Annotated in this window: 25 protein-coding genes; 12 read left to right on the forward strand and 13 right to left on the reverse strand. The window is 63.4% G+C overall.

Features of this window, described 5'->3' with window-relative positions; translation table 11 throughout:
• Positions 1 to 67: 67 nt before the first annotated feature.
• The 7 genes from M1D97_RS01500 to M1D97_RS01530 form a co-directional block, all read right to left on the reverse strand.
• On the reverse strand, positions 68 to 874 hold the full coding sequence (locus M1D97_RS01500; RefSeq protein ID WP_456268977.1) for a DeoR/GlpR family DNA-binding transcription regulator: 807 nt from the start codon (positions 872 to 874) through the stop codon (positions 68 to 70).
• A gap of 261 nt (positions 875 to 1,135) precedes the next feature.
• The gene (locus M1D97_RS01505) at positions 1,136 to 2,206 is read right to left on the reverse strand and encodes a sulfite oxidase (protein WP_456268978.1); all 1,071 of its coding nucleotides are present in this window, start codon (positions 2,204 to 2,206) and stop codon (positions 1,136 to 1,138) included.
• Positions 2,207 to 2,287: 81 nt separating this feature from the next.
• Entirely contained in the window at positions 2,288 to 3,316 is a 1,029-nt protein-coding gene (locus M1D97_RS01510; RefSeq protein WP_456268979.1) for a lipopolysaccharide kinase InaA family protein, read from the reverse strand.
• Between the two features lie 225 nt (positions 3,317 to 3,541).
• Positions 3,542 to 4,630, reverse strand: coding sequence for a pyridoxal phosphate-dependent aminotransferase (locus M1D97_RS01515; RefSeq protein WP_456268980.1), 1,089 nt, complete (start codon positions 4,628 to 4,630; stop codon positions 3,542 to 3,544).
• 51 nt (positions 4,631 to 4,681) lie between these two features.
• On the reverse strand, positions 4,682 to 5,203 hold the full coding sequence (locus tag M1D97_RS01520) for a hypothetical protein (RefSeq protein ID WP_456268981.1): 522 nt from the start codon (positions 5,201 to 5,203) through the stop codon (positions 4,682 to 4,684).
• The gene (locus M1D97_RS01525; protein WP_456268982.1) at positions 5,200 to 6,198 is read right to left on the reverse strand and encodes an alpha/beta hydrolase; all 999 of its coding nucleotides are present in this window, start codon (positions 6,196 to 6,198) and stop codon (positions 5,200 to 5,202) included. Before M1D97_RS01525 ends, M1D97_RS01520 begins: the two co-directional genes overlap by 4 nt.
• Positions 6,199 to 6,249: 51 nt before the next feature.
• Entirely contained in the window at positions 6,250 to 6,636 is a 387-nt protein-coding gene (locus M1D97_RS01530; protein WP_456268983.1) for a DUF423 domain-containing protein, read from the reverse strand.
• A 162-nt stretch (positions 6,637 to 6,798) separates the two neighbouring features.
• Between M1D97_RS01530 and M1D97_RS01535 the strand changes: the two genes are divergently transcribed.
• From M1D97_RS01535 to M1D97_RS01555, 5 genes are all read left to right on the forward strand, one after another.
• Positions 6,799 to 8,280 carry an alanine/glycine:cation symporter family protein gene (locus M1D97_RS01535; RefSeq protein ID WP_456268984.1) on the forward strand — a complete coding sequence of 494 codons (1,482 nt, stop codon included), beginning with the start codon at positions 6,799 to 6,801 and terminating at the stop codon, positions 8,278 to 8,280.
• Positions 8,281 to 8,338: 58 nt separating this feature from the next.
• Entirely contained in the window at positions 8,339 to 8,539 is a 201-nt protein-coding gene (gene thiS, locus M1D97_RS01540) for a sulfur carrier protein ThiS (protein WP_456268985.1), read from the forward strand.
• A gap of 59 nt (positions 8,540 to 8,598) precedes the next feature.
• The gene (locus M1D97_RS01545; protein ID WP_456268986.1) at positions 8,599 to 9,402 is read left to right on the forward strand and encodes a thiazole synthase; all 804 of its coding nucleotides are present in this window, start codon (positions 8,599 to 8,601) and stop codon (positions 9,400 to 9,402) included.
• Between the two features lie 31 nt (positions 9,403 to 9,433).
• Entirely contained in the window at positions 9,434 to 10,153 is a 720-nt protein-coding gene (gene trmB, locus M1D97_RS01550; RefSeq protein ID WP_456268987.1) for a tRNA (guanosine(46)-N7)-methyltransferase TrmB, read from the forward strand.
• Positions 10,154 to 10,440: 287 nt separating this feature from the next.
• Positions 10,441 to 10,935 (forward strand): hypothetical protein, encoded by a 495-nt coding sequence (locus M1D97_RS01555; RefSeq protein WP_456268988.1) that lies wholly within the window; start codon positions 10,441 to 10,443, stop codon positions 10,933 to 10,935.
• Between the two features lie 398 nt (positions 10,936 to 11,333).
• Here M1D97_RS01555 and M1D97_RS01560 read toward each other — a convergent pair whose 3' ends face one another.
• Positions 11,334 to 12,185, reverse strand: a complete 852-nt coding sequence (locus M1D97_RS01560) for an FKBP-type peptidyl-prolyl cis-trans isomerase (RefSeq protein WP_456268989.1) — start codon at positions 12,183 to 12,185, stop codon at positions 11,334 to 11,336.
• A 100-nt stretch (positions 12,186 to 12,285) separates the two neighbouring features.
• Positions 12,286 to 12,795, reverse strand: coding sequence for a TIGR02444 family protein (locus M1D97_RS01565; protein WP_456268990.1), 510 nt, complete (start codon positions 12,793 to 12,795; stop codon positions 12,286 to 12,288).
• Positions 12,796 to 12,845: 50 nt separating this feature from the next.
• Between M1D97_RS01565 and M1D97_RS01570 the strand changes: the two genes are divergently transcribed.
• Both M1D97_RS01570 and chaB read left to right on the forward strand, forming a co-directional pair.
• The gene (locus M1D97_RS01570; protein ID WP_456268991.1) at positions 12,846 to 14,762 is read left to right on the forward strand and encodes an ATP-binding cassette domain-containing protein; all 1,917 of its coding nucleotides are present in this window, start codon (positions 12,846 to 12,848) and stop codon (positions 14,760 to 14,762) included.
• A 79-nt stretch (positions 14,763 to 14,841) separates the two neighbouring features.
• A complete protein-coding gene (gene chaB / locus M1D97_RS01575; protein WP_456268992.1) occupies positions 14,842 to 15,072 on the forward strand; it encodes a putative cation transport regulator ChaB in 231 nt (76 codons plus the stop codon).
• 63 nt (positions 15,073 to 15,135) lie between these two features.
• On the opposite strand, the gene M1D97_RS01580 is transcribed toward chaB, so the two are convergent.
• The 4 genes from M1D97_RS01580 to thiD all read right to left on the reverse strand — a co-directional run bounded on the left by M1D97_RS01580 (position 15,136) and on the right by thiD (position 18,179).
• Complete coding sequence (locus tag M1D97_RS01580) at positions 15,136 to 15,909, reverse strand: SDR family oxidoreductase (RefSeq protein WP_456268993.1); 774 nt, start codon at positions 15,907 to 15,909, stop codon at positions 15,136 to 15,138.
• A 35-nt stretch (positions 15,910 to 15,944) separates the two neighbouring features.
• Positions 15,945 to 16,382, reverse strand: coding sequence for a D-aminoacyl-tRNA deacylase (dtd, locus tag M1D97_RS01585; protein ID WP_456268994.1), 438 nt, complete (start codon positions 16,380 to 16,382; stop codon positions 15,945 to 15,947).
• A 47-nt stretch (positions 16,383 to 16,429) separates the two neighbouring features.
• The gene (locus M1D97_RS01590; protein ID WP_456268995.1) at positions 16,430 to 17,284 is read right to left on the reverse strand and encodes a universal stress protein; all 855 of its coding nucleotides are present in this window, start codon (positions 17,282 to 17,284) and stop codon (positions 16,430 to 16,432) included.
• A gap of 94 nt (positions 17,285 to 17,378) precedes the next feature.
• Entirely contained in the window at positions 17,379 to 18,179 is an 801-nt protein-coding gene (gene thiD, locus M1D97_RS01595) for a bifunctional hydroxymethylpyrimidine kinase/phosphomethylpyrimidine kinase (protein WP_456268996.1), read from the reverse strand.
• 345 nt (positions 18,180 to 18,524) lie between these two features.
• Here thiD and M1D97_RS01600 point away from each other — a divergent pair, with 345 nt between their 5' ends.
• From M1D97_RS01600 to nuoF, 5 genes are all read left to right on the forward strand, one after another.
• Entirely contained in the window at positions 18,525 to 18,959 is a 435-nt protein-coding gene (locus M1D97_RS01600) for an NADH-quinone oxidoreductase subunit A (protein WP_456268997.1), read from the forward strand.
• Positions 18,960 to 19,031: 72 nt separating this feature from the next.
• A complete protein-coding gene (locus tag M1D97_RS01605) occupies positions 19,032 to 19,709 on the forward strand; it encodes a NuoB/complex I 20 kDa subunit family protein (RefSeq protein ID WP_456268998.1) in 678 nt (225 codons plus the stop codon).
• A gap of 63 nt (positions 19,710 to 19,772) precedes the next feature.
• Positions 19,773 to 21,542, forward strand: coding sequence for an NADH-quinone oxidoreductase subunit C/D (nuoC, locus tag M1D97_RS01610; RefSeq protein ID WP_456268999.1), 1,770 nt, complete (start codon positions 19,773 to 19,775; stop codon positions 21,540 to 21,542).
• 2 nt (positions 21,543 to 21,544) lie between these two features.
• Positions 21,545 to 22,102 carry an NADH-quinone oxidoreductase subunit NuoE gene (gene nuoE / locus M1D97_RS01615; protein WP_456269000.1) on the forward strand — a complete coding sequence of 186 codons (558 nt, stop codon included), beginning with the start codon at positions 21,545 to 21,547 and terminating at the stop codon, positions 22,100 to 22,102.
• Positions 22,099 to 23,436, forward strand: coding sequence for an NADH-quinone oxidoreductase subunit NuoF (gene nuoF / locus M1D97_RS01620; protein WP_456269001.1), 1,338 nt, complete (start codon positions 22,099 to 22,101; stop codon positions 23,434 to 23,436). The genes nuoE and nuoF overlap by 4 nt, the downstream gene beginning before the upstream one ends.
• Positions 23,437 to 23,440: the final 4 nt, after the last annotated feature.

Below are 23,440 nucleotides of genomic sequence, written 5' to 3' on the forward strand. Positions count from 1 at the left end.
TCCTTTAACAGGCAGGGAAGATTCCCCTGTGGGTCTGACATATGGCGCTCCATGTGCGAGCGCAGGTTCAGGGCTGCTTTTGTGACGTCTCTACCGAATGCAGCGGTGAGGCAGCGACGGCATCGATATTGATGTTTCTTTCCCGAATCGCCTCGAGTGCCGATTCAGCAAGACCGCTGTCGGTGACGATCAGGTCAAAATCCTCCAGCGTGCAGGCACGAAACATGCCGGTACGTCCGTATTTGGTGCTGTCGGCAACCAGGATGCGTTTGGACGCCGTCTGCAGCAGCTGCTGCTTGATCATGATCTTGGCGTCATCGGGTGTCGTGACACCGCGCTCCAGATGCCACGAGCTGCTGCTTAAAAAGGCGATATCGACATTGATGTGACGAAGAAACTCGACCACGGCCGGGCCCACGGTGGAGTGGTTGTCCGGGTTGACTCGCCCGCCGGTGTGAAAGAGCTCGATATGAGAGTGCTGGGCCAGCAGATTGGAGATGTGAAAATTGTTGGTGATGACCGACAGACGCTGGTGGCCGCTGAGCAGTCGCGCCATCTCATACGTCGTGGTGCCGGCATCCAGATAGATCGACATGCCGTCGTGAATATCAGCTACGGCCCGCTGGGCAATGGCCCGTTTTTGCAGCAGATTGGCACCGGCCTTTTCCTGCCACGGCGGTTCATGCCGGAACCCGGCGGCGCGCCTTACGCCGCCGGATACGGACATGACCAGCCCTTGGGCTTCGAGCTGTGCGATATCGCGTCGAACCGTCATGTGGGATACCGCCAGGCGCTCGGTCAGATCGTTGATACTGACTACCCCCTGGCGGTCCAGAAGTTTAAGCAGATAGTCCTGGCGGTGGACGGGAATCAAAGAGCTTTCTCCTTTTTGGAAGACAGGATTCGATGGTAATAAATGTAAGGATTTAACATTTATTACCGTCTGTTGATCATCGGCCCGGAAGCCTTCGGGGTCAAAGACTGCGCTGGTTTCTTTGGTCTTATGGACCATGGTGGAAGGGAGCAGATGAAGTGAGCTGACAATCGGGAATGTCAGCTCATACAAGATGGGAAGTTATGTGAAAAATCGGAATGTTACGGTGGGAATAAATATGCCATGGCCCGGGCTACCCAGTTAGCAGGCCGGCATTATTGGTTGATCGCACGAAACGTGGCCCGCGTCACGGCGTTGTAGCAGCAGCCGTGATCGTTCCTGCTCGTGGCCGCGATCGTCCCGGGCGCGTACCTGAAGGACATGCGCTCCGGCGTCCACCCGACAGGTCAGTGACCAGCAGACCCAGGCGCCGGCGATGTTGGGCGTGTGCAGGGTGGCGCGCTGCCACTCACCGTCATCGAGGCGGCATTCAACAGCGGTGACCTGCCCCTCGCCGGAAAGTGCCCGCCCGCGCAGGGTCGCGGCGCCGGCCGGCAGGCGGGCATCGTCTTCCAGCTCGATCATGCTCATGACCGGCATGGTGGTGATGGGAACGCCGTCGGCCTCGCCTTCGGCCGGGTAGTCGGGGCCGGCCAGGGTATAGTCCTGCGTGTTCCAGTAGGTGTTGCGCGCCTCGCGCGAGACCTCGATGCGCCCCAGCCATTTGATGCTGGCGGCCCCCAGCCAGCCGGAAACCACCAGCCGTGCCGGAAAGCCGTGATCGATCGGCAGCGGTTCGCCGTTCATGGCCAGCGCAATGAGGGTGTCATCAGCGAGCGCCTTGTCGAGCGGCAGCGGCCTGGCAAAGCGGCCGCTGTCGAGCCCTTCGGGCAGGACATGAAAGGCGTCGTCCCGTACGCCGGCCAGAGCCAGCACGTCGCGCAGGCGCACGCCGCTCCACTCGGCCACGCCGACGGCTCCGGTGCCCCACTGCGCGCCTTCGGCCGCCGTGCCGAAATCGCGGGCAAAGAAGGCGCGGGCGTTGCCGGCGCACTCGATGGCGCGAGTGACGCTGACGCGCGGCAGACGCTCGAGATCGCTCAGGCGCAGGGTCTGTTCGTGCGCCAGGGCGTCGCCGGTAAGCGTCAGCTGCCAGTCGGTGGCAGTGATTTCAGGGATGTCAAAGTGGCTGCGTACGAAGAACTGACGGTTGGGGGTGAGATAGCCCGGCAACCGGGAGAGGCGTGTTTCGGCGTTGGTGGCACCGCCACCTTCGGGATGGTGGAAATGCTCGCCGGGCAGGGGCTTGAAAATGCCGGGATGATGGCTCATGACAAAACGCTCCGGACAGACCGTGAATGACGACTCTGTTGAGCGTAGCGGCTTTTGGCGTCAGGTCATGGCCGGGTGGCGTTACCGGCTCGAATAGAGCGGCACGTCGTCGGGCAGAGCCGGGTGGTTATGCTCCCAGGCGATGGCAGAGACGTCGGCGTTTTTCTTCGAGGCGCGTACGGTCTTTTCCAGAGAGGGCCCGTCGATATTGACGAAGGGGGCCGTGACCAGCTTGCGACGTGACAGATTCTTGCTTAGGCGATAGCGCAGCGACAGCGCCAGCAGGGTGTCGGTGGCATCACTGACGCCCTCCGGACCGGCGATGCGGCGCTGCATGGCGCGTGCCCGGGCGTAGAGCGTGTTGAAATCCGCCTCATGGCGGCCGTAGAGCTCGCGCAGCATCTTGCCGATCTGCAGCGCAGTGGAGATCGCCGGCTGGGTAACCCGGGTCGTCATGCGGGCGCAGTCGATCGCGCGCAGCGGCGCCTGCGCTTCCCGGGTGGAGACCATCAGGTTGCCGGTGTTGATATCCAGATGGCAGATGCGGGCGTGATGAAAGGTGCGCAGCAGATCTTCAAGGCGCTGCAGCAGCACCTCACGACGTGGCTCGTCGGCGGCGGCAAAGGCCTCGCCCAGATTGACCCACCCCTCGAGCCAGGGCTGGATCAGCAGCTGGCGTACTGGAATGCCGCCGCGCAGGTACTCGCCCAGACACAGGACCTCAAGACCCTGATGGGTCCGCTCGTTGAGGATGAGGGTGTTGTCGACTTCGGCACTGCCGTGATCGTGGCCCAGAAAGGTGTTCTGAACGCCCAGCCAGGCGCCCAGACGCTTTCGTAGCGTCTTCAGGGCGATCTCCTTGGCAAAGAAATCGCCCTGATCGGCATGAAGGCGAAAGATGCTGCGGCCCTTGCGCTCGCGCAGGGTCGTGACGTCCTTGTCCTCGCTGCCGCCGAGGTGTTGATCCATGCGCCGGGCCGCTTCGTGGGCACGCACGTCATCGGCCAGCCACCACTGCCAGGGGGAGCCGGGGAAGCGGATGGGGCCATGAAAGTGGCGCTGCAGGACGTCGGGGCGTCCGCGGCGGCGCTGGCGATCGGAGATGTTCATGAGGAAGTACCGGTACGGATCCCGGGTGGGCGGGGGATCACGACTTCGTTAACAGGCTAAATCTTTTTATTAATATAAGAACACTGTTCGCTTATGTCCAGTGCCGTTTAACATGATTTTCATAATGTCATGGTAGGGCGTCGACGCGGCGCATGGCGTCCTGTTGGTCGTGGTGGGGGCGCCCTGCCTCTGTAAAAGGACAGGGCGAAAAGGGGGGGGACGGCGTTAGCGCTGCAAAACGCTCTGGAGCATCGCCAGGCGGGCCGGGGCGAGGGCATTTTCGACAGCGGAGATGCGAAGGACATGGCCCAGCGCCGGATGCGGGGGGCGGTGAACGATGATGTCGTTGGCCAGCAGGGTCTGCTGCGCCTCGAAGGCCTGATCGGCATCCGGCAGGCGCACGGCCAGAAAGTTGGTGGCCGAGGGCAAAACGTCGACGCCCCACTGCGTCAGCTGCGCTGCCAGCCGCTCGCGCCTGTCGATGACGTCACGCACATGCTGTTCGACCTCGTCATCATGACTCAGCACGATGCCTGCGGCGGTCAGGGCGACTGATGAGACCGCGTTGTGGATGCGGACCTTGTGCATGACCTCGATCAGCTCGGGGGTGGCGATGGCGTAGCCCACGCGCATGCCGGCCAGGCCATGGGCCTTGGAGAAGGTGCGAAGGCGCACCACGCCTTTCATGGGCCGGCTGTCGCTGCGCTCCGGACGAAACTCGTAATAGGCCTCATCAAGGAGAAGGTGGCACGTCGGCGGCAGGTTTTCGATGAGGTGGGCGATGTCGGCCTCCGTCAGGCAGTGGCCGCTGGGATTGTCCGGGTTGACCAGATACACCAGCTTGGCGTGGTGCAGCCAGGCCGCCTGCACCAGGGCGTCGACATCGGGCGCCAGTGTGCCGGCGGTGTCCTGATAGGCCACTTCGACCAGGTGACAGCCGTGGCCCTCGGCAAAGTAGCGAAAGGTCGGATAGGTACCGGCACTGGTGATGACGGTGGTGCCGGTATCGCACAGGGTGCGCAGGGTCAGCGCGATCAGGCTGTCGGCGCCGGCATCCACCAGCAGGGCCTCAAGGGGCGTGTCCAGCCGCTCGACCAGCTGGTGGCGCAGATCAAGGGCCTGCGTGTCGCCATAGGTGCGCGCCAGCTCGGCTACCGGAGCGCCCAGGGCCTCGGCCAGTGCCCGGTGCGGCATGTCCAGGCTTTCATTGGAGCCCAGCTGATGGGGCAGGGGCCGGCCCAGGCGGCGTTCCAGGGCCTTGTGCCCCGGGAAGGGGTTGTCCGGTCCTTCGCGATCAAGATGAGATGCACGCACGAAACAGTCTCCGGTTCAGGGGTGGTAGGTAATCAGGTCAGTGAGCGGTGATCAGGGGGCCGGGGTCACGGCCGCCGCGGACAGGGGCAGTCCCAGCTCGTCGAAGGCGCCGTCGATCTCCCTTTGCCACCAGATATCGTCACTGTCGCCGCGTCGGAGCGTCAATGTCAGCGTATAGGGGTACAGCTGTCGATCCGACAGCGTGATGGTGCCCAGCGGCGCTTCCAGCAGGGAAAAAAGCCGCCACTGGTTGGCGGGCGCATCCGCCTGCGCCGGCGCCCTTGCAACGGAAAGCACCTGCGGCCCGTCCCGGGCGCTGAGCAGATGGCGGGTCAGGGCGTCGTTGAAGCGGGCATCAGCCCGGCGGCCGAAGTCGGCATCGGCCTGAACGGGGATGACCAGGATGACGCGGTTACCCGCCTCATCCGGCCAGGGCGCCTCCTTGAGCACATCGGCGGCAGCCGTCCGGCCCAGGTTTTCCAGCGGCGTGCGGTGGCGCGAGGGGTCGCGGTCCATCCCGGCGCAGCCTGCCAGCATGAGCATCAGCAGCACGGCAGGTAGCCATCGTGTCATGAGGGGGCCTCGGGCGTATCGGCCGGCGTAACGCATGAGCCGTCGGTTTGTGTGATCAAAAAGTGATGCAGCGCCCGGAACAGGGTCCGGCGAATATCCGGTGATTCGTTGACCAGGTGGTGTCGGGCCGTTTGATGATAGACGATCCTGGCGCCGGGCAGCAGTTGTCGCAGCACTTCAAGGTTCCAGCGCCAGTCCACGGTGGCATCCTGCTCGCCCTGCAGGATCAGGGTCGGCAGCTCATTGGGCGGCAGCCGGCGCACGTGCGTTATCCAGTCGCGCATGGCGCCGACCCAGACCAGCGGCAGGGTGTTGGTCTGCAGCGGATCCTCGCGGTGCAGAAAGTCGGTAAAGGCCAGGTTGGTGGTATTGGGGCGGTGACTGCGCGGAATGCTGCGAATGAACGGTGTGGCCAGCCGGTGCATCAGACGCGAGCGCTGCCACTTGCAGGGGCGCACCAGCGGGGCCAGCAGCACCAGCGACTGCCACGGGTGACGGCCCGGACGCTCCAGCACATCGGTGGCGAGAATGGCCGCGCCGGTGCTCTGGCCGATGCCGATCAGCGGCGTCTGGATCAGCGCCCTGGCGTCGAGATGGGCGATCAGGTCACGCAGACACCGGGTATAGGTGGCGAAGGCATCGATGGCGGCGCGCTCGCCGCTGGAGAGGCCGTGCCCCGGCAGGTCCCAGAGCACCACGCGAAAGCCGCTGTCCAGCAGCAGGCGCAGCAGATGGCCGTAAAGCCCCAGATGGTCGAAATAGCCGTGAACGATCAGTACCGTACCGCGGAGCCCCGACGCTGGCGGCGTCCAGACCTGGGTCCAGAGGCGAAACCCGTCGACCTGCACATACCCCGACTCGATGGCACCGGCCTGCTCCATCAGCGCATCCAGCTCGTAGTGGCGAAAATACTGCCCCAGCGCGCCGGTCGGCGGCAGGGCCAAAGGCGCCAGCGGGCCGGCACTCAGCAGATCGGAAAAGTCGGGTAAGGCCATTGTCAAAAACGCTCATGCTTGCGCCACGCCGCTCGCGCCGCCAGAGGTCAATTATGAGGACTCGGGGCGTCGGCGCAAGGCAGTCACCCCCAGTACCCCCCAGCCGGTCATCATCACCAGCCCGCCCAGCGGCGTGACCGGGCCCAGCAGGGCAGGGCCGCCCAGCGCCAGCACATACAGCGACCCGGAAAAGAGCACCACGCCCACGCTCCACAGGGCCAGCACCAGCCGCTGACCCTTGAGGGCCACAACGTCGCGCCAGACGAGGATCAGCATGACGGCGAGCGTGTGCCAGGCCTGATAGCGCACGCCGGTATGCCAGGCGTTGAGGGCGGCGGCATCCAGCCGGTCGGCCAGGCCGTGGGCGCCCCAGGCGCCGAGCACCACCACACACAGTCCGGAGAGGGCGGCCGCAAGCCAGAAAAGGCGCGATGACATGGGGCGTATGCTCCTATCGAATTGGGCATTTTGACGTGAATCCGTGTATGGTCGCACGCACGCGCCCGGGCCACCAGGTGCTGCTTCGGGGTGGTGGCTCTGATCAATAACACACCACAAGAGTAATGCCTCCGTAACCGCGGGGCATGGCGGGGAACTCCCATGGAATTTATTACTAGCATTGAAAATGCCGCTTATGCCGTGATGAATCCGATCAGCGGCTTTATCTGGTCGTTCATCCTGGTCTATCTGCTGCTCGGGGCCGGTCTCGTCTTTACCGTTGCGACCCGGTTCATGCAGGTTCGTCTGCTGGGCCACATGGCCCGCGTCACCTTTACCAGCCGGGGCAGCGGTGAGGGTGTGAGTGCCTTTCAGGCCTTTGCGACCTCGCTGGCTGCGCGCGTGGGCACCGGCAACCTGGCCGGCGTGGCGCTGGCCCTGTGGGTCGGCGGCCCCGGTGCCATCTTCTGGATGTGGATGACCGCCATCATCGGCCTGGCCACGGCCTTTATCGAGTCCACCCTGGGGCAGGTCTACAAGATCGAGCACAAGGATGGGGTCTTTCGCGGCGGGCCGGCCTACTATATCGAGCGCGGGCTGGGCCAGCGCTGGATGGGCTGTCTGTTTGCCGTCTTTCTGATCATCGCCTTTGGCCTGGCCTTTTGCGGCGCGCAGGCCAACACCATCGCCCAGGCGGTCGACGGTGCCTTTGCCGTACCGACCTGGATCACCGGGATCGTGCTGGTGGCTCTGACCGCCCTGGTCATCTATGGCGGCATCAAATCGGTGGCGCGCACGGCCGAAAAGATCGTGCCGCTGATGGCGATCGCCTATCTGCTGGTCGCGCTCTACGTCCTCTTTGCCAATATCACCGCCGTGCCCGACATGCTGGCGCTGATCGTCAAGAGTGCCTTCGGCTTCGGCCCGGCCATCGGCGGGGCGGCCGGCTACTCCATCAAGGTCGCGATGGAAAACGGCATCAAGCGCGGGCTCTTTTCCAACGAGGCCGGCATGGGCTCGGCGCCCAACGCCGCGGCCACGGCCACCGTCAAACACCCCGCGGCGCAGGGGCTGGTGCAGTCCTTTGGCGTGGTCATCGATACCCTGATCATCTGCACCTGTACCGCGGTGGTGATCCTGCTCTCCGGCGTCTATGACACGCTGATGACCACCTCGCCGGGCCAGTCGATCGAAGGCATCACCCTGACCCAGGACGCGATGGTGGACCACCTGGGCAGCTTCGGTGAGATCTTCATCGCCGTGGCGATCTTTTTCTTTGCCTTCACCTCGATCCTGGCCAACTTCGCCTACAGCGCGGTCAACGTCGAGTATCTGTTCCCGCGCCACGGCGACCGGGCGGTATCCGTCATTCGCGTCATGATTCTGGCCATGGTGATGATCGGGGCGGTCGCCAACCTGACCTTCGTGTGGAACTTCGCCGATCTGGCGATGGGGCTGATGGCGACCACCAACCTGATTGCCATGCTGCTGCTGGCGCCCGTGGCCATCCGCGTTCTGAAGGATTACGAGCGCCAGCGCAACAGCGGCGTCAAGGAGCCGGTCTTTGATCCGAGCGTGCTCAAAAATCCCGAGCGCCTGGCGAAGGGGGTCTGGACAGCGTCTGAAGAGGCCGCGAAACGCTAGGAGCGCTTCCGGCCTCAACGTTATACTGCATGCTCCCGAGACCAGTGCAGGATGTGACATGCAGCTATACATCAACGGGGAAGCGCGCCGGGTTGATCAGGTCAGCAGTGTGGCTGACCTGATCGCAACGCTTGATCTGACCGGACGGCGCATTGCCGTGGAGGTCAACGAAGCCATCGTGCCGCGCACTCGCCATGCGACCACGACGCTCAATGAGGGCGATCGTGTCGAAATTGTTCATGCCATCGGCGGCGGCTGAGACCGCCGCCCCGACGGCCATCGCATCGATACCCGCCCGGCGGGCTCGAGGAGAGCATCATGAGCACTGATTCCCAGTGGGACACCCCTTTGCAGATTGCCGGACGCAGTTTCGCCTCGCGTTTGCTGGTCGGTACCGGCAAGTATCGTGATCTGGAAGAAACCGGTGCGGCGGTCGAGGCCAGCGGCGCCGAGATCGTGACGGTCGCCGTGCGCCGTTCCAATATCGGCCAGAATCCGGACGAGCCCAACCTGCTCGATGTCATTGATCCCGCGCGCTACACCATCCTGCCCAATACGGCCGGCTGCTATAACGCGCGGGATGCAGTGCGCACCTGTCAGCTCGCCCGTGAGCTGCTCGACGGTCACAACCTCGTCAAGCTCGAGGTGCTGGGCAACGATCACACGCTCTATCCCAACGTGATGGAGACCCTCAGTGCGGCGCGCACGCTGGTCGAGGACGGCTTTGAGGTCATGGTCTATACCAGCGACGATCCGATCGTGGCGGCCGAGCTTGAATCGATCGGCTGCTGCGCGGTCATGCCGCTGGGCTCGCTGATCGGCTCGGGTCACGGCCTGCTCAATCCGCATGCGCTGTCGCTGATCATCGACAGCGCCCGGGTGCCGATTCTGGTCGATGCCGGTATCGGTACGCCCTCTGATGCGGCCATGGCCATGGAGCTGGGCTGCGATGGCGTGCTGGTCAACTCGGCCATCGCGCACGCCCGCCAGCCGGTGCTGATGGCCCGTGCCATGAAAAAGGGTGTTGAAGCCGGACGTGAGGCCCGTCTGGCCGAGCGCATGGGCAGAAAGACCTATGCCGCCAGCCCTTCATCGCCTACGGAAGGCCTGATCACCGGCTGATTTCGTTCCACCGTTTTTGACGATACTTGTGATGACAGAAGAGACAACGCCGGGCGCTGATGCCGGTGAGCAGGCGCCGCACCGCGGCATCAAGAGTTACGTGGTGCGCAGCGGCCGCATGACCCAGGCCCAGCGTCGCGGTCTGGAGGAGGTCTTCCCGCGGCTGGGGCTGACGCTCGAGCAGGGGCGGCTGGACCTGGAGGCGCTGTTCGGGCGTCGGGCGCCGTGCGTGGTCGAGATCGGCTTCGGCATGGGCGGGTCGCTGTTCGAGCAGGCGCTGGCCCATCCGGAGACCGACTTCATCGGTATCGAGGTGCATCCGCCGGGCGTGGGCAAGCTGCTCGATGACGTCGACAAGGCCGGCCTTTCCAACGTACGCGTCTATCGCGAGGATGCGCTCCGGGTGCTGGATGACTGCCTGCCGGCTGAATCGATCGATACGCTGCAGCTGTTCTTTCCAGACCCCTGGCCCAAAAAGCGCCATCACAAGCGCCGCATCGTGCAGCCGGCCTTTCTCGAGCGCGTGCATCGCGTGCTGCGTCCGGGCGGCTGCTTTCACATGGCCACCGACTGGCAGCCCTATGCCGAATACATGGTCGAGACCATGAACGAGGCGCCCGGTTTTGAAACGCTGGCGCGCGATGGCGATTATGTGCCGCGTCCGGACTTTCGACCGTTGACCAAGTTCGAGACCCGCGGTGAGCGGCTGGGACATGGCGTGTGGGATCTGATGTATCAGCGCCGCGCCTGAGCCGGACCGGTGCCGACCCCGGGCACCACGCCCTGTTGCGGGCATAAAAAAGCCGCCCCGAAGGGGCGGCTCAAGGACCGTGACTAACTTGATGAGGAGATGAACCACTCGATACCTGACATATCGGGTTGTTCATGTGGTGACTGGCGATCACCACATATCAAAGATAACCATTCTCATTTGGCCGGTCAAGACAAATGAGAATATTTTTTAAATGAATGCCTGCTGTTATTGGGCCGCCGCCAGCGCCCGCTGGCCGATACCTGCTCGATCACCGGACGCCAGCCATGTCGATACCCGCGTCATCCTCTCAAATGCCCTCGCTTCGCTGGCTCAACACGCTGGTCGTGGTCACGCTGATCACGGTCACCGTGGCCATTACCTATCTGGGCTATTACTACGTGGGGGCCGGCAGCCGCTCGAAGGTAACCTGGTTTGCCGCCGAACTGGAGTGTCGGCCGCTGGAAGAGCGCTGCTTTACGGCGCTGGGACGCTTTGGCGAGATGAATACCCGGTGGCACTATCGCGATGGACAGCTGAGTGTGGACACGACGCTGGCAGGCCTTGACGCCGACCGGGTCACTGCCCGGCTCGAGAAGACCGGCAGCCACGGAGGCAGTACGACCACGACCCTGGTTGCCACGGCGCCCGGTCACTATCGCGGCACGTTTGATGCCGCCCTGTGTCGTGGCGATACCCACCGACTACGCGGCAGTCTGGTAGTGATGACCTCCAGAGGCATGCTGGGCAGCTGGTACGATCTGTCGCTGCCGTGTCGCTGATGCATAATGTCACTACCGCTGGAACATGAATTTTCCTATCAATTATCCACACGGCGTTGGGAATTTTTGCTTGACAGAAGGCGGGGCGGCTCAATACCGGGTGTATGGCCCCATAGCGTGGCGCCTTTTAAAATAACGAGCGACAACAGCTTGTTATAATCATTTCAGCAATTGTCTATACCGTATCGATGACGAATTGAACAGGCGGGTGCGACATTTATGCACAGGCTGTTCGACGTTGATAAAACAGTACCTCACAACCTTATCCACAAGGTCTTTCCCCCTGATTTATCCATCGGCTGTTACACGATGGCAGGTACAACAACACGGGGGCCAGACATAAAAAACCACCGGGCGATCAGGCCCGGTGGCTGGCTGCTTCACACTGCGCTGCTACATTAGCCGGCCGGCTGTGTCTCGACACCGTCGGCCTGAGCAGCGGCATCATTGCCTGCGGCACTGGTGGCATCATCGCCCACGCCCAGCAGTTCCACCGTGAAGATCAGGGTCTGGTTCGGCTCGATCGGGCCGGTGCCCGCTTCGCCATAGGCCAGATCGGACGGCACGTAGATTTCCCACTTGTCGCCCGGGTGCATCATCTCCAGCGCTTCCTGCCAGCCGGGAATGACCTGATTGGTCTGGAAGGTGACCGGCTCACCACGCTCGTAGGAGCTGTCAAAGACCTCGCCGTCGATGGTACGGCCTTCATAGTTGACGAGAACCTGCTCTTCGGCGCCGGGCTGGGGACCGCTGTCGTCACCTTCCTCCATGACGCGGTACTGAAGACCGGAGTCGGTGGTTTCAACGCCATCCTTGCCGGCATTCTCTTCAAGGAACTGCTGGCCGGCCTGAGCATTTTGCTCGGCCTGTTGCTGCATCTGCTGCTGCTGCTCGGCGATCATCTGCTGCTGATACTGCTGCAGGGCATCGCCGATCTGCTGATCGCTCAGGCGGATGTCGTCGCCGTCGTAGACATCCCTGATGCCATCGGTGAAGTTATCAACATCCAGATCCTGCATGTCTTCCTGGAGGTTGCGGGCCAGCGTGACCCCCACGGCATAGGCCAGGCGCGCCTCGTCGGATTCGAAATCGTCCTGCTGCTGCGCGTTGTTGTCGTTGCCGTTTTGCTGGGCCTGCTCCTGCTGCGTGGCCTGGTCATCGGCGCTGTTGTCCTGACTGTCGTCGGCGTCGGAACAGCCGGTCAGTACGATCAGCGTGCTCAGAGTGACCGCGCTCAACAGTTTATTCATGAAAGCTCCTTGTACACATGGTCATCAAGGGATGTTGGACAACACACCGTGAAAAAAATCACGCCAACCCCTGAAGGAATTTCGGCTGTCTTTCAACGCACTATCCGCACGATGGGGGCGCCATGTTCTCACTTTCAAGCCGTAGATGGGAAATCAGCTGCTGATGACGGGGCTCGAGCTCGCCGGTCAGGGGCCTTAAAAGCGTCTCGGGGCGCGAATGTGCCGGGCGCGGGATGGCGGCGGACGCGCCCAGCGTCTCAAGCCGGCGCAGGGTTTCGCGCTCGCTTTCAAGCTCGGCCCTTTTAATATGCGTACGCATCGCTTCAAGCCCCGGCTGTTCGATGGCGCGGGCCTTGAGGTCGCGGCGCAGCTGGCGCAGCGGCTGCGTATAGTGCTGCTGCCACTGGCGAACAACGGCCAGATGCGCATCGATATCTGCCTCCGGTACCCGGTCATGAGCCAGCAGCCACAGGCCCCAGAGCAGCTCGCAGACATCGAGGCCGGCCTCGTCCTGCAGCGACAGCAGCGCCTCGCTGACGCCGGTGCGATCATAAAGCGCCAGCGCCCAGGGCCAAAGCGGGGGGAGATTTCGGTTAGAATGGGTGCCCATTGACTTGTTCATTCGACCACTTATCGGCAACCGGCCGGACAGGATACTGCATGATCGCATTTCGCCAGCTCGAGCTCCAACGTGGCGGGGTACCGCTGATCGAGTCCGCAGACTTCATGCTCTCGATGGGACACCACGCCGGCATTGTGGGGGCCAACGGCACGGGCAAATCGAGCCTTTTCCAGCTCATTCTCGGGCAGCTGGCGCCCGAGCGCGGTGAGGTGGCGCTCAATGGCGGCGTGCGCATTGCCCACATGCGCCAGGAGATCGTCACGCTGTCGCGCAGCCTGACCGATTTCGTGCTGGATGGCGATCACGCCCTGCGCGATACCCAGGCTGCGCTGGAAGCGGCGCGCGAGGCTGGCGAGCACCACCGGGAGGCCGAGCTGCATGGCACGATCGAGTCGCTGGATGGCTATACGGCCCGCGCCCGGGCCGAGCAGCTGCTGGTCGGGCTCGGCTTTGCCCAGCGTGATCTCGACCGCCCGCTGTCGGATTTTTCCGGCGGCTGGCGCATGCGTGCCAATCTGGCCCAGACGCTGTTCAAGCCGTCCGATCTGCTGCTGCTCGATGAGCCGACCAACCACCTGGATCTGGACGCGCTTTTGTGGCTCGAGCAGTGGCTGGTGCGCTACCCCGGCACGCTTTTGCTGATCTCGCACGACCGCGACTTTCTCGATGCGGTGTGCGATCACATCGTGCACTTCGATCAGCGTCACGTGCAGCTCTATCGCGGCAACTTCACCACCTTTGAGCGCACCCGCGCCGAGCGCCTGGCCCAGCGCGAGGCCGAGCGCGAGAAGCAGCAGGCGCGCCGCGCCGAGATCGAGGAGTTCGTGCGCCGCTTTCGCGCCAAGGCGACCAAGGCCAAACAGGCCCAGAGCCGGCTCAAGATGCTCGAGCGCATGGAGGACATCGCCCCGCTGCGCGCCGAATCGCCGTTTCGCTTCCAGCTGCCCTGTGCTGACAAGGTCTCCCACCCGCTGCTGTCGATCGATCATGCCGCCATCGGTTATGACGACACCCCGATCGTCGAGAACGTGCGCCTGTCGCTGGCACCGGGCAGCCGCATCGGGTTGCTGGGGCCCAACGGCGCGGGCAAGTCGACGCTGATCAAGGCGCTGACCGGGCAGCTGGCCCTGCTCAAGGGCGAGCGCACCGAGGGTGAGCACCTGTCGGTGGGCTATTTTGCCCAGCATCAGCTGGACGCGCTGGATCTCGGTGCCAGCGCCTTTACGCACGTCCAGCGTCTCTCTCCCCGGGCCTCCGAGCAGAGCATCCGGGATTTTCTGGGCGGTTTCGGCTTTCGCGGCGACGACGCCTTCGAGGTCATCACTCGCTTCTCCGGCGGTGAAAAGGCACGTCTGGCGCTGGCGCTGATCGCCTGGCAAAAGCCCAACCTGCTGCTGCTCGATGAGCCGACCAACCACCTGGATCTGGACATGCGCGATGCGCTGACCGAGGCGCTGGCGGCCTTCGAGGGGGCCGTGATGATCGTGTCGCACGACCGCCATCTGCTGCGCGCCAGCGTCGATGAGTTCTGGTGCGTCGCTGACGGCCGGGTCTTTGCCTTTGACGGCACGCTGGAGGACTACCGGCTGTGGCTGAAAAACCGGCTCACCGACGATGCCCGCCCGTCAACAGAGGAGGCCGGGGAGAGCGCGGCGCCGAAGGAGGATCGCAAGGCCACCCGACGGGCCGCGGCCGAGCTGCGCGAGCAGTTGAAGCCCCTGAAGAAGCAGCGTGATGCGGCCGAGAAATCGATGGAGAAGGCGCAGGCCGGACTCGAGGCGGTCGAGGCGAAGCTGTCGGACCCCACGCTCTATGACGCCGATCAGAAAGCGCGACTGACGGAGCTTTTGCGCGAGCAGGGCGAATGGAAGGCCCGGCTGGAAAGCGACGAGCAGGCCTGGATGGCGGCCGAAGAGGCGCTCGAGGAGATGCAGGCACAGCTCAGCGCGTCCTGATTCCCTCGTTGGCAGCCGGCGACAGGGGGCTACACTGGACAGGGTATCCACCGACACCGGCTGACTTCAGGGAGGAGAGATGCCCTACGATCATCGTGATGACATTCCCGATAGCGCGCGCAGGGTACTGCCGCCGCACGCCCGGACCATCTACAAGGAAGCCTTCAACAGCGCCTGGGATGAGTACGCCGATCCCTCTGACCGCCGCGGTAACGCCTCCCGTGAAGAGACGGCCCACGCCGTGGCCTGGAAGGCGGTCGAATCGAAGTACAAAAAGGGTGACGATGGCAAGTGGCATCCCAAGCACTAGCGCACCAACATCCGATCACACCACGGGCCGTCCCCTGAACGGGGCGGCCCGTGTTGTATCCGGCTATTCGGCGTAGATCATTTTGCGCGTCATGCCGCCATCGACAGGAAAGTGCTGGCCGGTGATGAAGCCGGCTTCCGGGCCGGCCAGAAAGGCGACCAGCGCGGCGATGTCATCGGGGTGGCCCACGCGCCCGACCGGGTGCTGTTGACGGTCGGTATCGCTGTGTTCGGGCGTCTCACGGTTGGCGGCCTTTTGATGCTCGCCGGTCTCGATCCAGCCGGGGCAGATGGCGTTGACCCGGATGTCCGGGCCCAGGCTGGTCGCCATAGCGTGGGTCAGGGCCAGCAGCCCGCCCTTGCTGGCGGCGTAGCCTTCGCTTTCGGGCTCGGACTGCAGCGCCCGGGTCGAGGCCATATGGATGATCGACCCCTGCGTCCGGCGCAGCAGCGGGATCGCGGCGCGCGAGCAGAGAAAGGCGCCGGTAAGGTGGTTGTCCAGCCAGTGATGCCAGCGCTCGAGCGACAGTGATTCCAGCGGCCCGCAGTACGGATCGGCCGGGCCGGCATTGTTGACCAGCAGGTCCAGCCGGCCCTGCCAGTGTTCCAGGCGCTTGAAGGCCTCACCCACCGCGGTCTCGTCGCTGACACTGGCGGTCATGGCCAGAAGCTGCGTCGGGTCATGTCGCCCGCGCATCTCCTGCACCGCCTCATCGTCGATATCGAGGATCGCGACCCGCCAGCCGCGGGCGATGAGGTCGTCGGTCATGCCGCGCCCGATGCCTTGGGCGCCGCCGGTGATCAGCGCCACGCGCGTGTCGGATGAAGAGGGGGTCATGGTATGTCGCCTGTTCAAGAGAGTGCAGAAGGTGGTCAGCTTTCCAGCAGGAACGTCACGGGGCCGTCGTTGACCAGCGAGACCTGCATGTCGGCGCCAAAGCGACCGGTCTCGACGTTGGCGTGCGCCCTGCGGGCCGATTCGACCAGGCCATTGAACAGCCGCTCGCCGTCTTCCGGTGTGGCGCCGCTGGAAAAGCCGGGCCGCAGCCCCTTGCGGGTATCCGCCACCAGGGTGAACTGCGAGACCAGTAGTAGACCGCCCCCGGTCGCTGCCAGTCCCAGATTCATGCGGCCCTGCTCGTCGCTGAAGACGCGGTAGTTGAGCATCTTCTGCAGCAGTTTTTCGCCGCGCTCCGGGGTGTCGTCGCGCTCGACGCCGATCAGGGCCAGTAGTCCGCCTTCGATGGCGCCAATGCACTCGCCGTCAACATCAACACTTGCCTGGCTGACGCGCTGAATCAGGGCCCGCATGGTCTCTCCGTTTTATCCGTTGCCTGTCAGGAAGTGTTCACCGCCGCCTACCAGGTGCGGCACAGCATCAGATCGCCGCGGGTTTCGGTCAGAAGCCGCTCCAGCAGGCTGTCGGTGGCGCGGCCGATGCCGACACGAATATGGCTGCCCAGCGCCAGCAGATCGGGCGGCTGCTGGCGCAGCCGGTCCAGCAGTACCTGTGTGGGATCGCCCTGCTGCAGTACCAGCTCCAGATCGGGTCTGGCGTGCAGATCGGCCATTAAACGCTCGGTTTCAAGTTCGAGCTGCTGGCGCAGACGCTGGCGTTCAAGGTCGCGCCAGTGCTGGTAGTTGGTCCCTTCACAGAGTTCCATGGCCATTGGCATGTCCCAGGCGTGCAGAAGCGTCAGACGTACGTTGGGAAAGCGCGTCAGCACCTCCTTGAGGGTGTGGCGCGAGGCCAGCGAAAAGTCCACCGGCACCAGAATGTCCTGCCAGTCCGGTTCGCCGTCATGGGGGATGCTGACCACCGGGCAGGGCGCCCGGCGCATGACGCGTGACAGGGTCGTGCCGCTGATCAGATCCGGCTGGCCCTGCTTGCGATGCGTGCCCATGACGATCATCGAGGCGCTGCGCTCGTAGGCTTCGCGAATGATCTCGGCATAGGGCACGCCGCTGACGATGTGAATCTCGGTGGCCGGGCGCGTCAGCTCGTGGTGCTCGCACAGCGCGTTCAGGGTGCGATCGATCTCCTCCTCGATGGCATGCACCAGTCCGGGCAGAGTGCTTTCAGGCAGATAGGGATCCACGACATGCAGGATGTCCAGGCGCGACTGGCTGCGCTGTGACAGATGCAGCGCCCGCACCAGGGCTGCCTGACATTCATGGGAGAGATCTGTGGCCAGTAGCAGCGTCGTATTCATGGCTGAATCCTTGCCCGGTAGTAAGGAGGGCGCTTGCCGATGTCGGTAATGTCATGAGCACCGTTGAAAGGATAGTGGTTGCCTGCTCGCGCAGCTACCACCAGGCGTGAAAGTGATGGGCCGGCCCCTGGCCCCTGCCGACCTCCAGACGACCGGCGGCTTCCAGGGCCCGGCTCATGTAGTGCTTGGCCGCCCGGATGGCCTCGATCGGCGTGTCATGGCGGGGCAGAAGCGCCGCAACGGCAGAGGCCAGGGTGCATCCGGAGCCATGTAGTGACCGTGTCTGGATGCGTGGGGCTTCCAGCCAGTGTGAGCCTTCGGGGGTCAGGACCAGGTCGTTGCTGACATCGCCTTTCAGATAACCGCCCTTGAGCACCACGATATCGCAGCCCAGCGCCCCGAGTTCGGGCAGCATCGCCTCCATCGCCTCATGGCTCGAGGGGGTATCGGCCTCCAGCAGTACGGCGGCTTCCGGCAGGTTGGGCGTGATGACATCGGCGATCGGGACCAGCACGTCGCGCACGGCGTGAAAGCCGTCGCGGTCCACCAGCATGTCGCCGCTCTTGGCCACCATGACCGGGTCGAGCACCACATGCGCCGGCCGATAGCGCTCGATGAACTCCCGAATCAGATGGGCGGTATCGAGGTCACTGACCATGCCGATCTTGACGCAGTCGATGGCGATATCCTCGAACACGGCATCAAGCTGGGCGCGAATCAGCGCCTGCGGCAGGGGCATGACGTCGCGCACGCCGCAGGTATTCTGGGCCAGAACGGTCGTGAGTACACTGGTAGCGTAGGCGCCCAGAGCGCTGGCGGTCTTGATGTCGGCGGACTGTCCGGCGCCGCCGCTGGGGTCAGTGCCGGCAATGGAGAGAAAACGGGTCGGGCGCATGGTGATGTCCAGAAATGGCAAAGGTCATACTGTATGACAGGCGATGAAGGGGATGTCTGCAACACCGGGGATGATAAGACCAAGGTCTAATGCGGGGCGGCAATATTTTCTTTGGATACAGGGCGGCTACAGGGGGAACATTCCGAAATCGACATCAAAAAAGCCGATAACGGCATTGGCGAAATCCCGTATCGACTTCTAATTTAATGGTGTGATCTCGACGCAGACCTGACCTTCCGCAATCGAGAATTCCCTGTCATTCGGGCGACACATCCCGGGTGGTTGAATAACGAAAGTTCCGGCCGATGCAATGTCGCTGGAGCAGACCAAGATGAGTGAGCGTCCATGGATCTGGCAGCGCAACTGGCCCAAAACTGGTCAGTCGGTGTTTTCATTGTCGCCGTACTGGCCCTTTGTACCTTCATGGTGACTGCCTCTGCCCTGCTTGGCGGACGCGCCTGGGGGCACAGCAAGGAAACACCCTACGAATCCGGCATCGTCCCGACGGGCAGCGCCCACCAGCGTTTTTCGGTCAAGTTCTATCTGGTGGCCATGCTCTTTGTCATTTTCGATGTGGAAGCCCTCTATCTGTTCGGCTGGGCCATCTCCATACGCGAGACCGGCTGGACCGGGCTGGTGGGCGCCAGCACCTTCATTTTCATTCTGCTGGCCGGGCTGATCTATGACAGCCGCGTCGGGGCACTGGACTGGGTGCCGAGACGCCGCACGCAGCCGGACCGGGTGCACCAGCCTGCCCAGCGTGATCATGCCGACGACTGAACCGTGACGGGCGTTTCACTCGCCTGACAGCGCTTCAGCATCGATCAATGACGTTTTCAGGGAGGACTCCCGATGTCCTACAAGCTTACGCGCATCGACCCGAATACCCCGAAGGACAGTCAGTATCCGGTCGGCGAGCGACGCGTCGTCGATGACCCCATGGATGACCAGGTGCATCGCAATGTGTTCATGGGCAAGCTCGAAGACATCATGCACAACGTCGTCAACTGGGGGCGCAAGAACTCCCTGTGGCCCTATAACTTCGGGCTCTCCTGCTGCTACGTCGAAATGACCACGGCCTTTACCGCGCCACACGATGTCGCGCGCTTTGGTTCCGAGGTGCTGCGCGCCTCGCCCCGCCAGGCCGATGTGATGGTTGTGTCCGGCACCTGTTTCGTCAAGATGGCGCCCATCATTCAGGAACTCTACGACCAGATGCTCGAGCCCAAATGGGTCATCTCGATGGGCTCCTGTGCCAACTCCGGCGGCATGTATGACATCTATTCGGTGGTGCAGGGTGTCGACAAGTTTCTCCCCGTGGATGTGTATATCCCGGGCTGCCCGCCACGACCCGAAGCCTTCCTTCAGGGGCTGCAGCTGTTGCAGGACTCCATTCAGCAGGAGCGTCGTCCGCTGACCTGGGTCGTGGGGGATCAGGGGGTCTACCGATCCGAGATGCCCTCCCAGCGCGAAAGGATGCGTGAAGAACGTATTGCGGTCACCGAGCTGCGTTCACCCGATGAAGTGTAATGACCGGCCCCAGGGCCGCCACGAAGCAGGCAGGTCCGGTTCACTGGCGATGGAAAACAACGGATGACGACCGAGACTTCACAGGCAGACGATACAACCTTCGCCATTGTCGATGAGCTGAAGGCCCGCTTTGGCGAGGCGAATCTGGTAGTGCAGCCCACGCTGACCGGCATGCCGGTGGTATGGGTACCACGTGAGCAGCTCATCGAGGTCATGCACTTCGTGCAGCAGGTCAAAAAGCCCTTTGTCATGCTTTATGACCTGCACGGCGTGGACGAGCGCCTGCGCATGCATCGACGCGACCTGCCGCCGGCAGACTTTACGGTGTTCTATCAGCTGATGTCGCTGGAGCGTAACAGCGAGCTGATGATCAAGGTGGCGCTGCACGAGGATGATCTGCGCGTTCCGACCCTGTGTAACGTCTATCTCAATGCCAACTGGTACGAACGCGAAGTCTTTGACATGTTCGGGATCGAGTTCGCGGGACATCCGCACCTGAGCCGCATGCTGATGCCGCCGACCTGGAACGGCCATCCCCTGCGCAAGGACTATCCGGCGCGTGCGACCGAGTTCGATCCCTATACGCTGACGATGGAAGGTCAGGATCGCGAGCAGGAAGCGCTGCGCTTCAAGCCCGAGGACTGGGGCATGAAGCGACAGAGCCGCGACACCGACTACATGTTTTTGAACCTGGGGCCCAACCACCCCTCGGTACACGGCGTGTTTCGCATCGCGCTGCAGCTCGACGGTGAAGAGGTCGTCGACTGTGTGCCGGATATCGGCTACCACCATCGCGGTGCCGAAAAGATGGCCGAGCGCCAGTCCTGGCACAGCTACATTCCCTACACCGACCGGATCGATTACACCGGCGGGGTAATGAACAACCTGCCCTACATCCTGGCCGTCGAAAAACTCGCCGGGATCACCGTCACGTCGCGCGCCGAAACGATTCGCGTGATGATGGCAGAGATGTTTCGCATCAACTCCCACCTGCTGTTTCTGGGCACCTTCCTGCAGGATCTGGGGGCGATGTCGCCGGTCTTCTACACCTTCAGCGACCGCCAGCGCGCCTATCATGTCATCGAGGCGATTACCGGGTTTCGCATGCACCCGGCGTGGTTTCGCATCGGCGGCGTGGCGCACGATCTGCCGCGCGGCTGGGAGAAGCTGGTCCGCGATTTCCTGGACTGGATGCCGCCGCGGCTGGACGAATACGAGCGCGCCATGATGGACAACTCCATCGTGCGCGATCGTACGGTTGGCGTTGCCACCCATACCACGGCCGAAGCGCTGACCTGGGGGGTAACAGGGCCCAACCTGCGCGCCACCGGGCTCAAGTACGACCTGAGAAAGGCGAAGCCCTATTCGGGCTATGAGAACTTTGATTTCGATATCCCGGTCGGCACCAACGGTGACGTCTTTGATCGCGGCATGCTGCGTATCGAGGAGATGCGCCAGAGCCTTCGCATCATCGAGCAGTGTCTCAAGAACATGCCCGAGGGCGATTACAAGGCCGATCACCCGCTGACCACGCCGCCCCCGCGCGACAAGATGCTTCAGCACATCGAGACGCTGATCACGCACTTTCTGCAGGTCTCCTGGGGGCCGGTGCTCAAGCCCAACGAATCGTTTCAGATGATCGAGGCGACCAAGGGGCTCAACAGCTACTACCTGACCAGCGATGGCAACACCATGAGCTATCGCACCCGGATTCGTACGCCCAGCTTCGCGCATCTTCAGCACATTCCTCCCGTCATCAACGGCGGTTTCGTGCCGGATCTGATCGCGCACCTGGGCAGCATCGACTTTGTAATGGCCGACGTGGATCGATAACCATGACCATGGATACTCCCGCAACCGGCAATACCCGCGTCAGCAAGGCCAGTCAGGGCAACCTGATCGCCACCGCCGGACGCCCGGATGACTTCGAGCTCACCGAGGAGGAGCGACACGAGATCGAGCACGAGATGGGGCATTACGAGAACCCGCGTGCCGCTTCCATCGGGGCGCTCAAGATCGTGCAGAAGCGTCGCGGCTGGGTCTCGGATGGCGCTGTGATCGCCATCAGTGATGTGCTCGGCATCCCCTCCAGCGATGTCGAGGGCGTGGCGACCTTCTACAGCCTGATCTTTCGTCAGCCGGTCGGGCGCCACGTCATCCTGGTCTGTGACAGCAGCTCCTGCTTTCTGACCGGCCATGACGAACTGCGTGACGCCATTTCAGACGAGCTGGGCATCGGACTCGGCCAGACAACCGGTGATGATCGCTTCACGCTGCTGCCGGTGTGCTGTCTGGGCGCCTGCGATCGCGGTCCGGCACTCATGGTCAATAAGGACCTGCACGGACCGGTCGAGCCCGGCGACGTGTCGGCACTTCTGGAGCGCTACACATGACCAGTCATCTCTTTTCCACCAGTACCAACGGCGAAACCCATCCGCTGACCTATCGTCTGCGCGAGGATCGCGGCTATGTCGGGCTGGACGAGTTTCAGCAAAAGGACGGCTACGAGGCGCTGCGCACCACCCTGCGCGATCTGTCGCCGGATGACCTGATCGAGAACATGAAGACCGCCAACCTGCGCGGTCGCGGCGGCGGCGGTTTCTCCGCCGGGGTCAAGTGGAGCCTGACAGCACGCGGCGATGAGCATCCGCGCGGCTATATCGTCTGCAATGCCGACGAGATGGAGCCGGGCACCTTCAAGGACCGCATGCTGATGCAGGAGATTCCGCATCTGCTGATCGAGGGCATGATCCTGGCCGGCTACGCCAACAATGCGCGTACGGGCTACATCTTCCTGCGCGGCGAATATGTACTGGCAGCCGAGCGTATCGAACAGGCGCTGGCCGAGGCCCGTGAGGCAGGCATCCTTGGGCCGAAGGTGTGCGGCAGCGATTTTGACTTCGACATCTTTTTGCACACCGGGGCCGGGCGCTACATCTGTGGCGAAGAGACGGCGCTGATCAACTCGCTCGAGGGCCGACGCGCCAACCCGCGCTCCAAGCCGCCCTTTCCGGGGCAGAGCGGCGCCTGGGGCAAGCCGACCGTGGTCAACAACGTCGAGACGCTGTGCAACGTGCCGGCCATTGCGCTGCGCGGCGGTGATTGGTACCAGGGGCTTTCCGGCGGACGCAGCGAGGATGGCGGCACCAAGCTTTTCGGCGTGTCCGGCCGGGTCAGGCGGCCCGGGCTGGTGGAACTGCCGATGGGCGTGACCGGCGCCGAGCTGCTGGACATGGCCGGCGGCATGCGTGACGGACTGGAGCTCAAGACCTGGCTGCCGGGGGGCGGCAGTACCGGCTTTCTGCTGCCGGAGCATCTCGAGCAGCCGCTGGATTTCGACGCCATCGGCAAGGCCGGCAGCCGTCTCGGAACGGGGCTGATGACCGTTGTAGCGCACAACCAGAGCGTGGTGTCGCTGACCCGCAACCTCGAAGAGTTCTTTGCTCGTGAATCCTGCGGCTGGTGTACGCCGTGTCGCGACGGGCTGCCCTGGAGTGTGCAGCTGCTGCGTGCCATTGAGCGCGGCGAGGGCGAAGAGGGCGATATCGACATTCTGACCTCGCTGGCCAACGATATCGGTCCCAGCAAGACGTTTTGTGCCCACGCGCCGGGCGCGGCAATGCCGCTGGAGACCGCCATCAAGCATTTCCGGCACGAATTCGAGGCCGGCATCCGTCATCCGACGCGCGAAGCGCACGCCGAACCGATACCAGTGGGCTCGGTGTAGTGGC

It is taken from the genome of Kushneria sp. AK178, assembly GCF_053903105.1.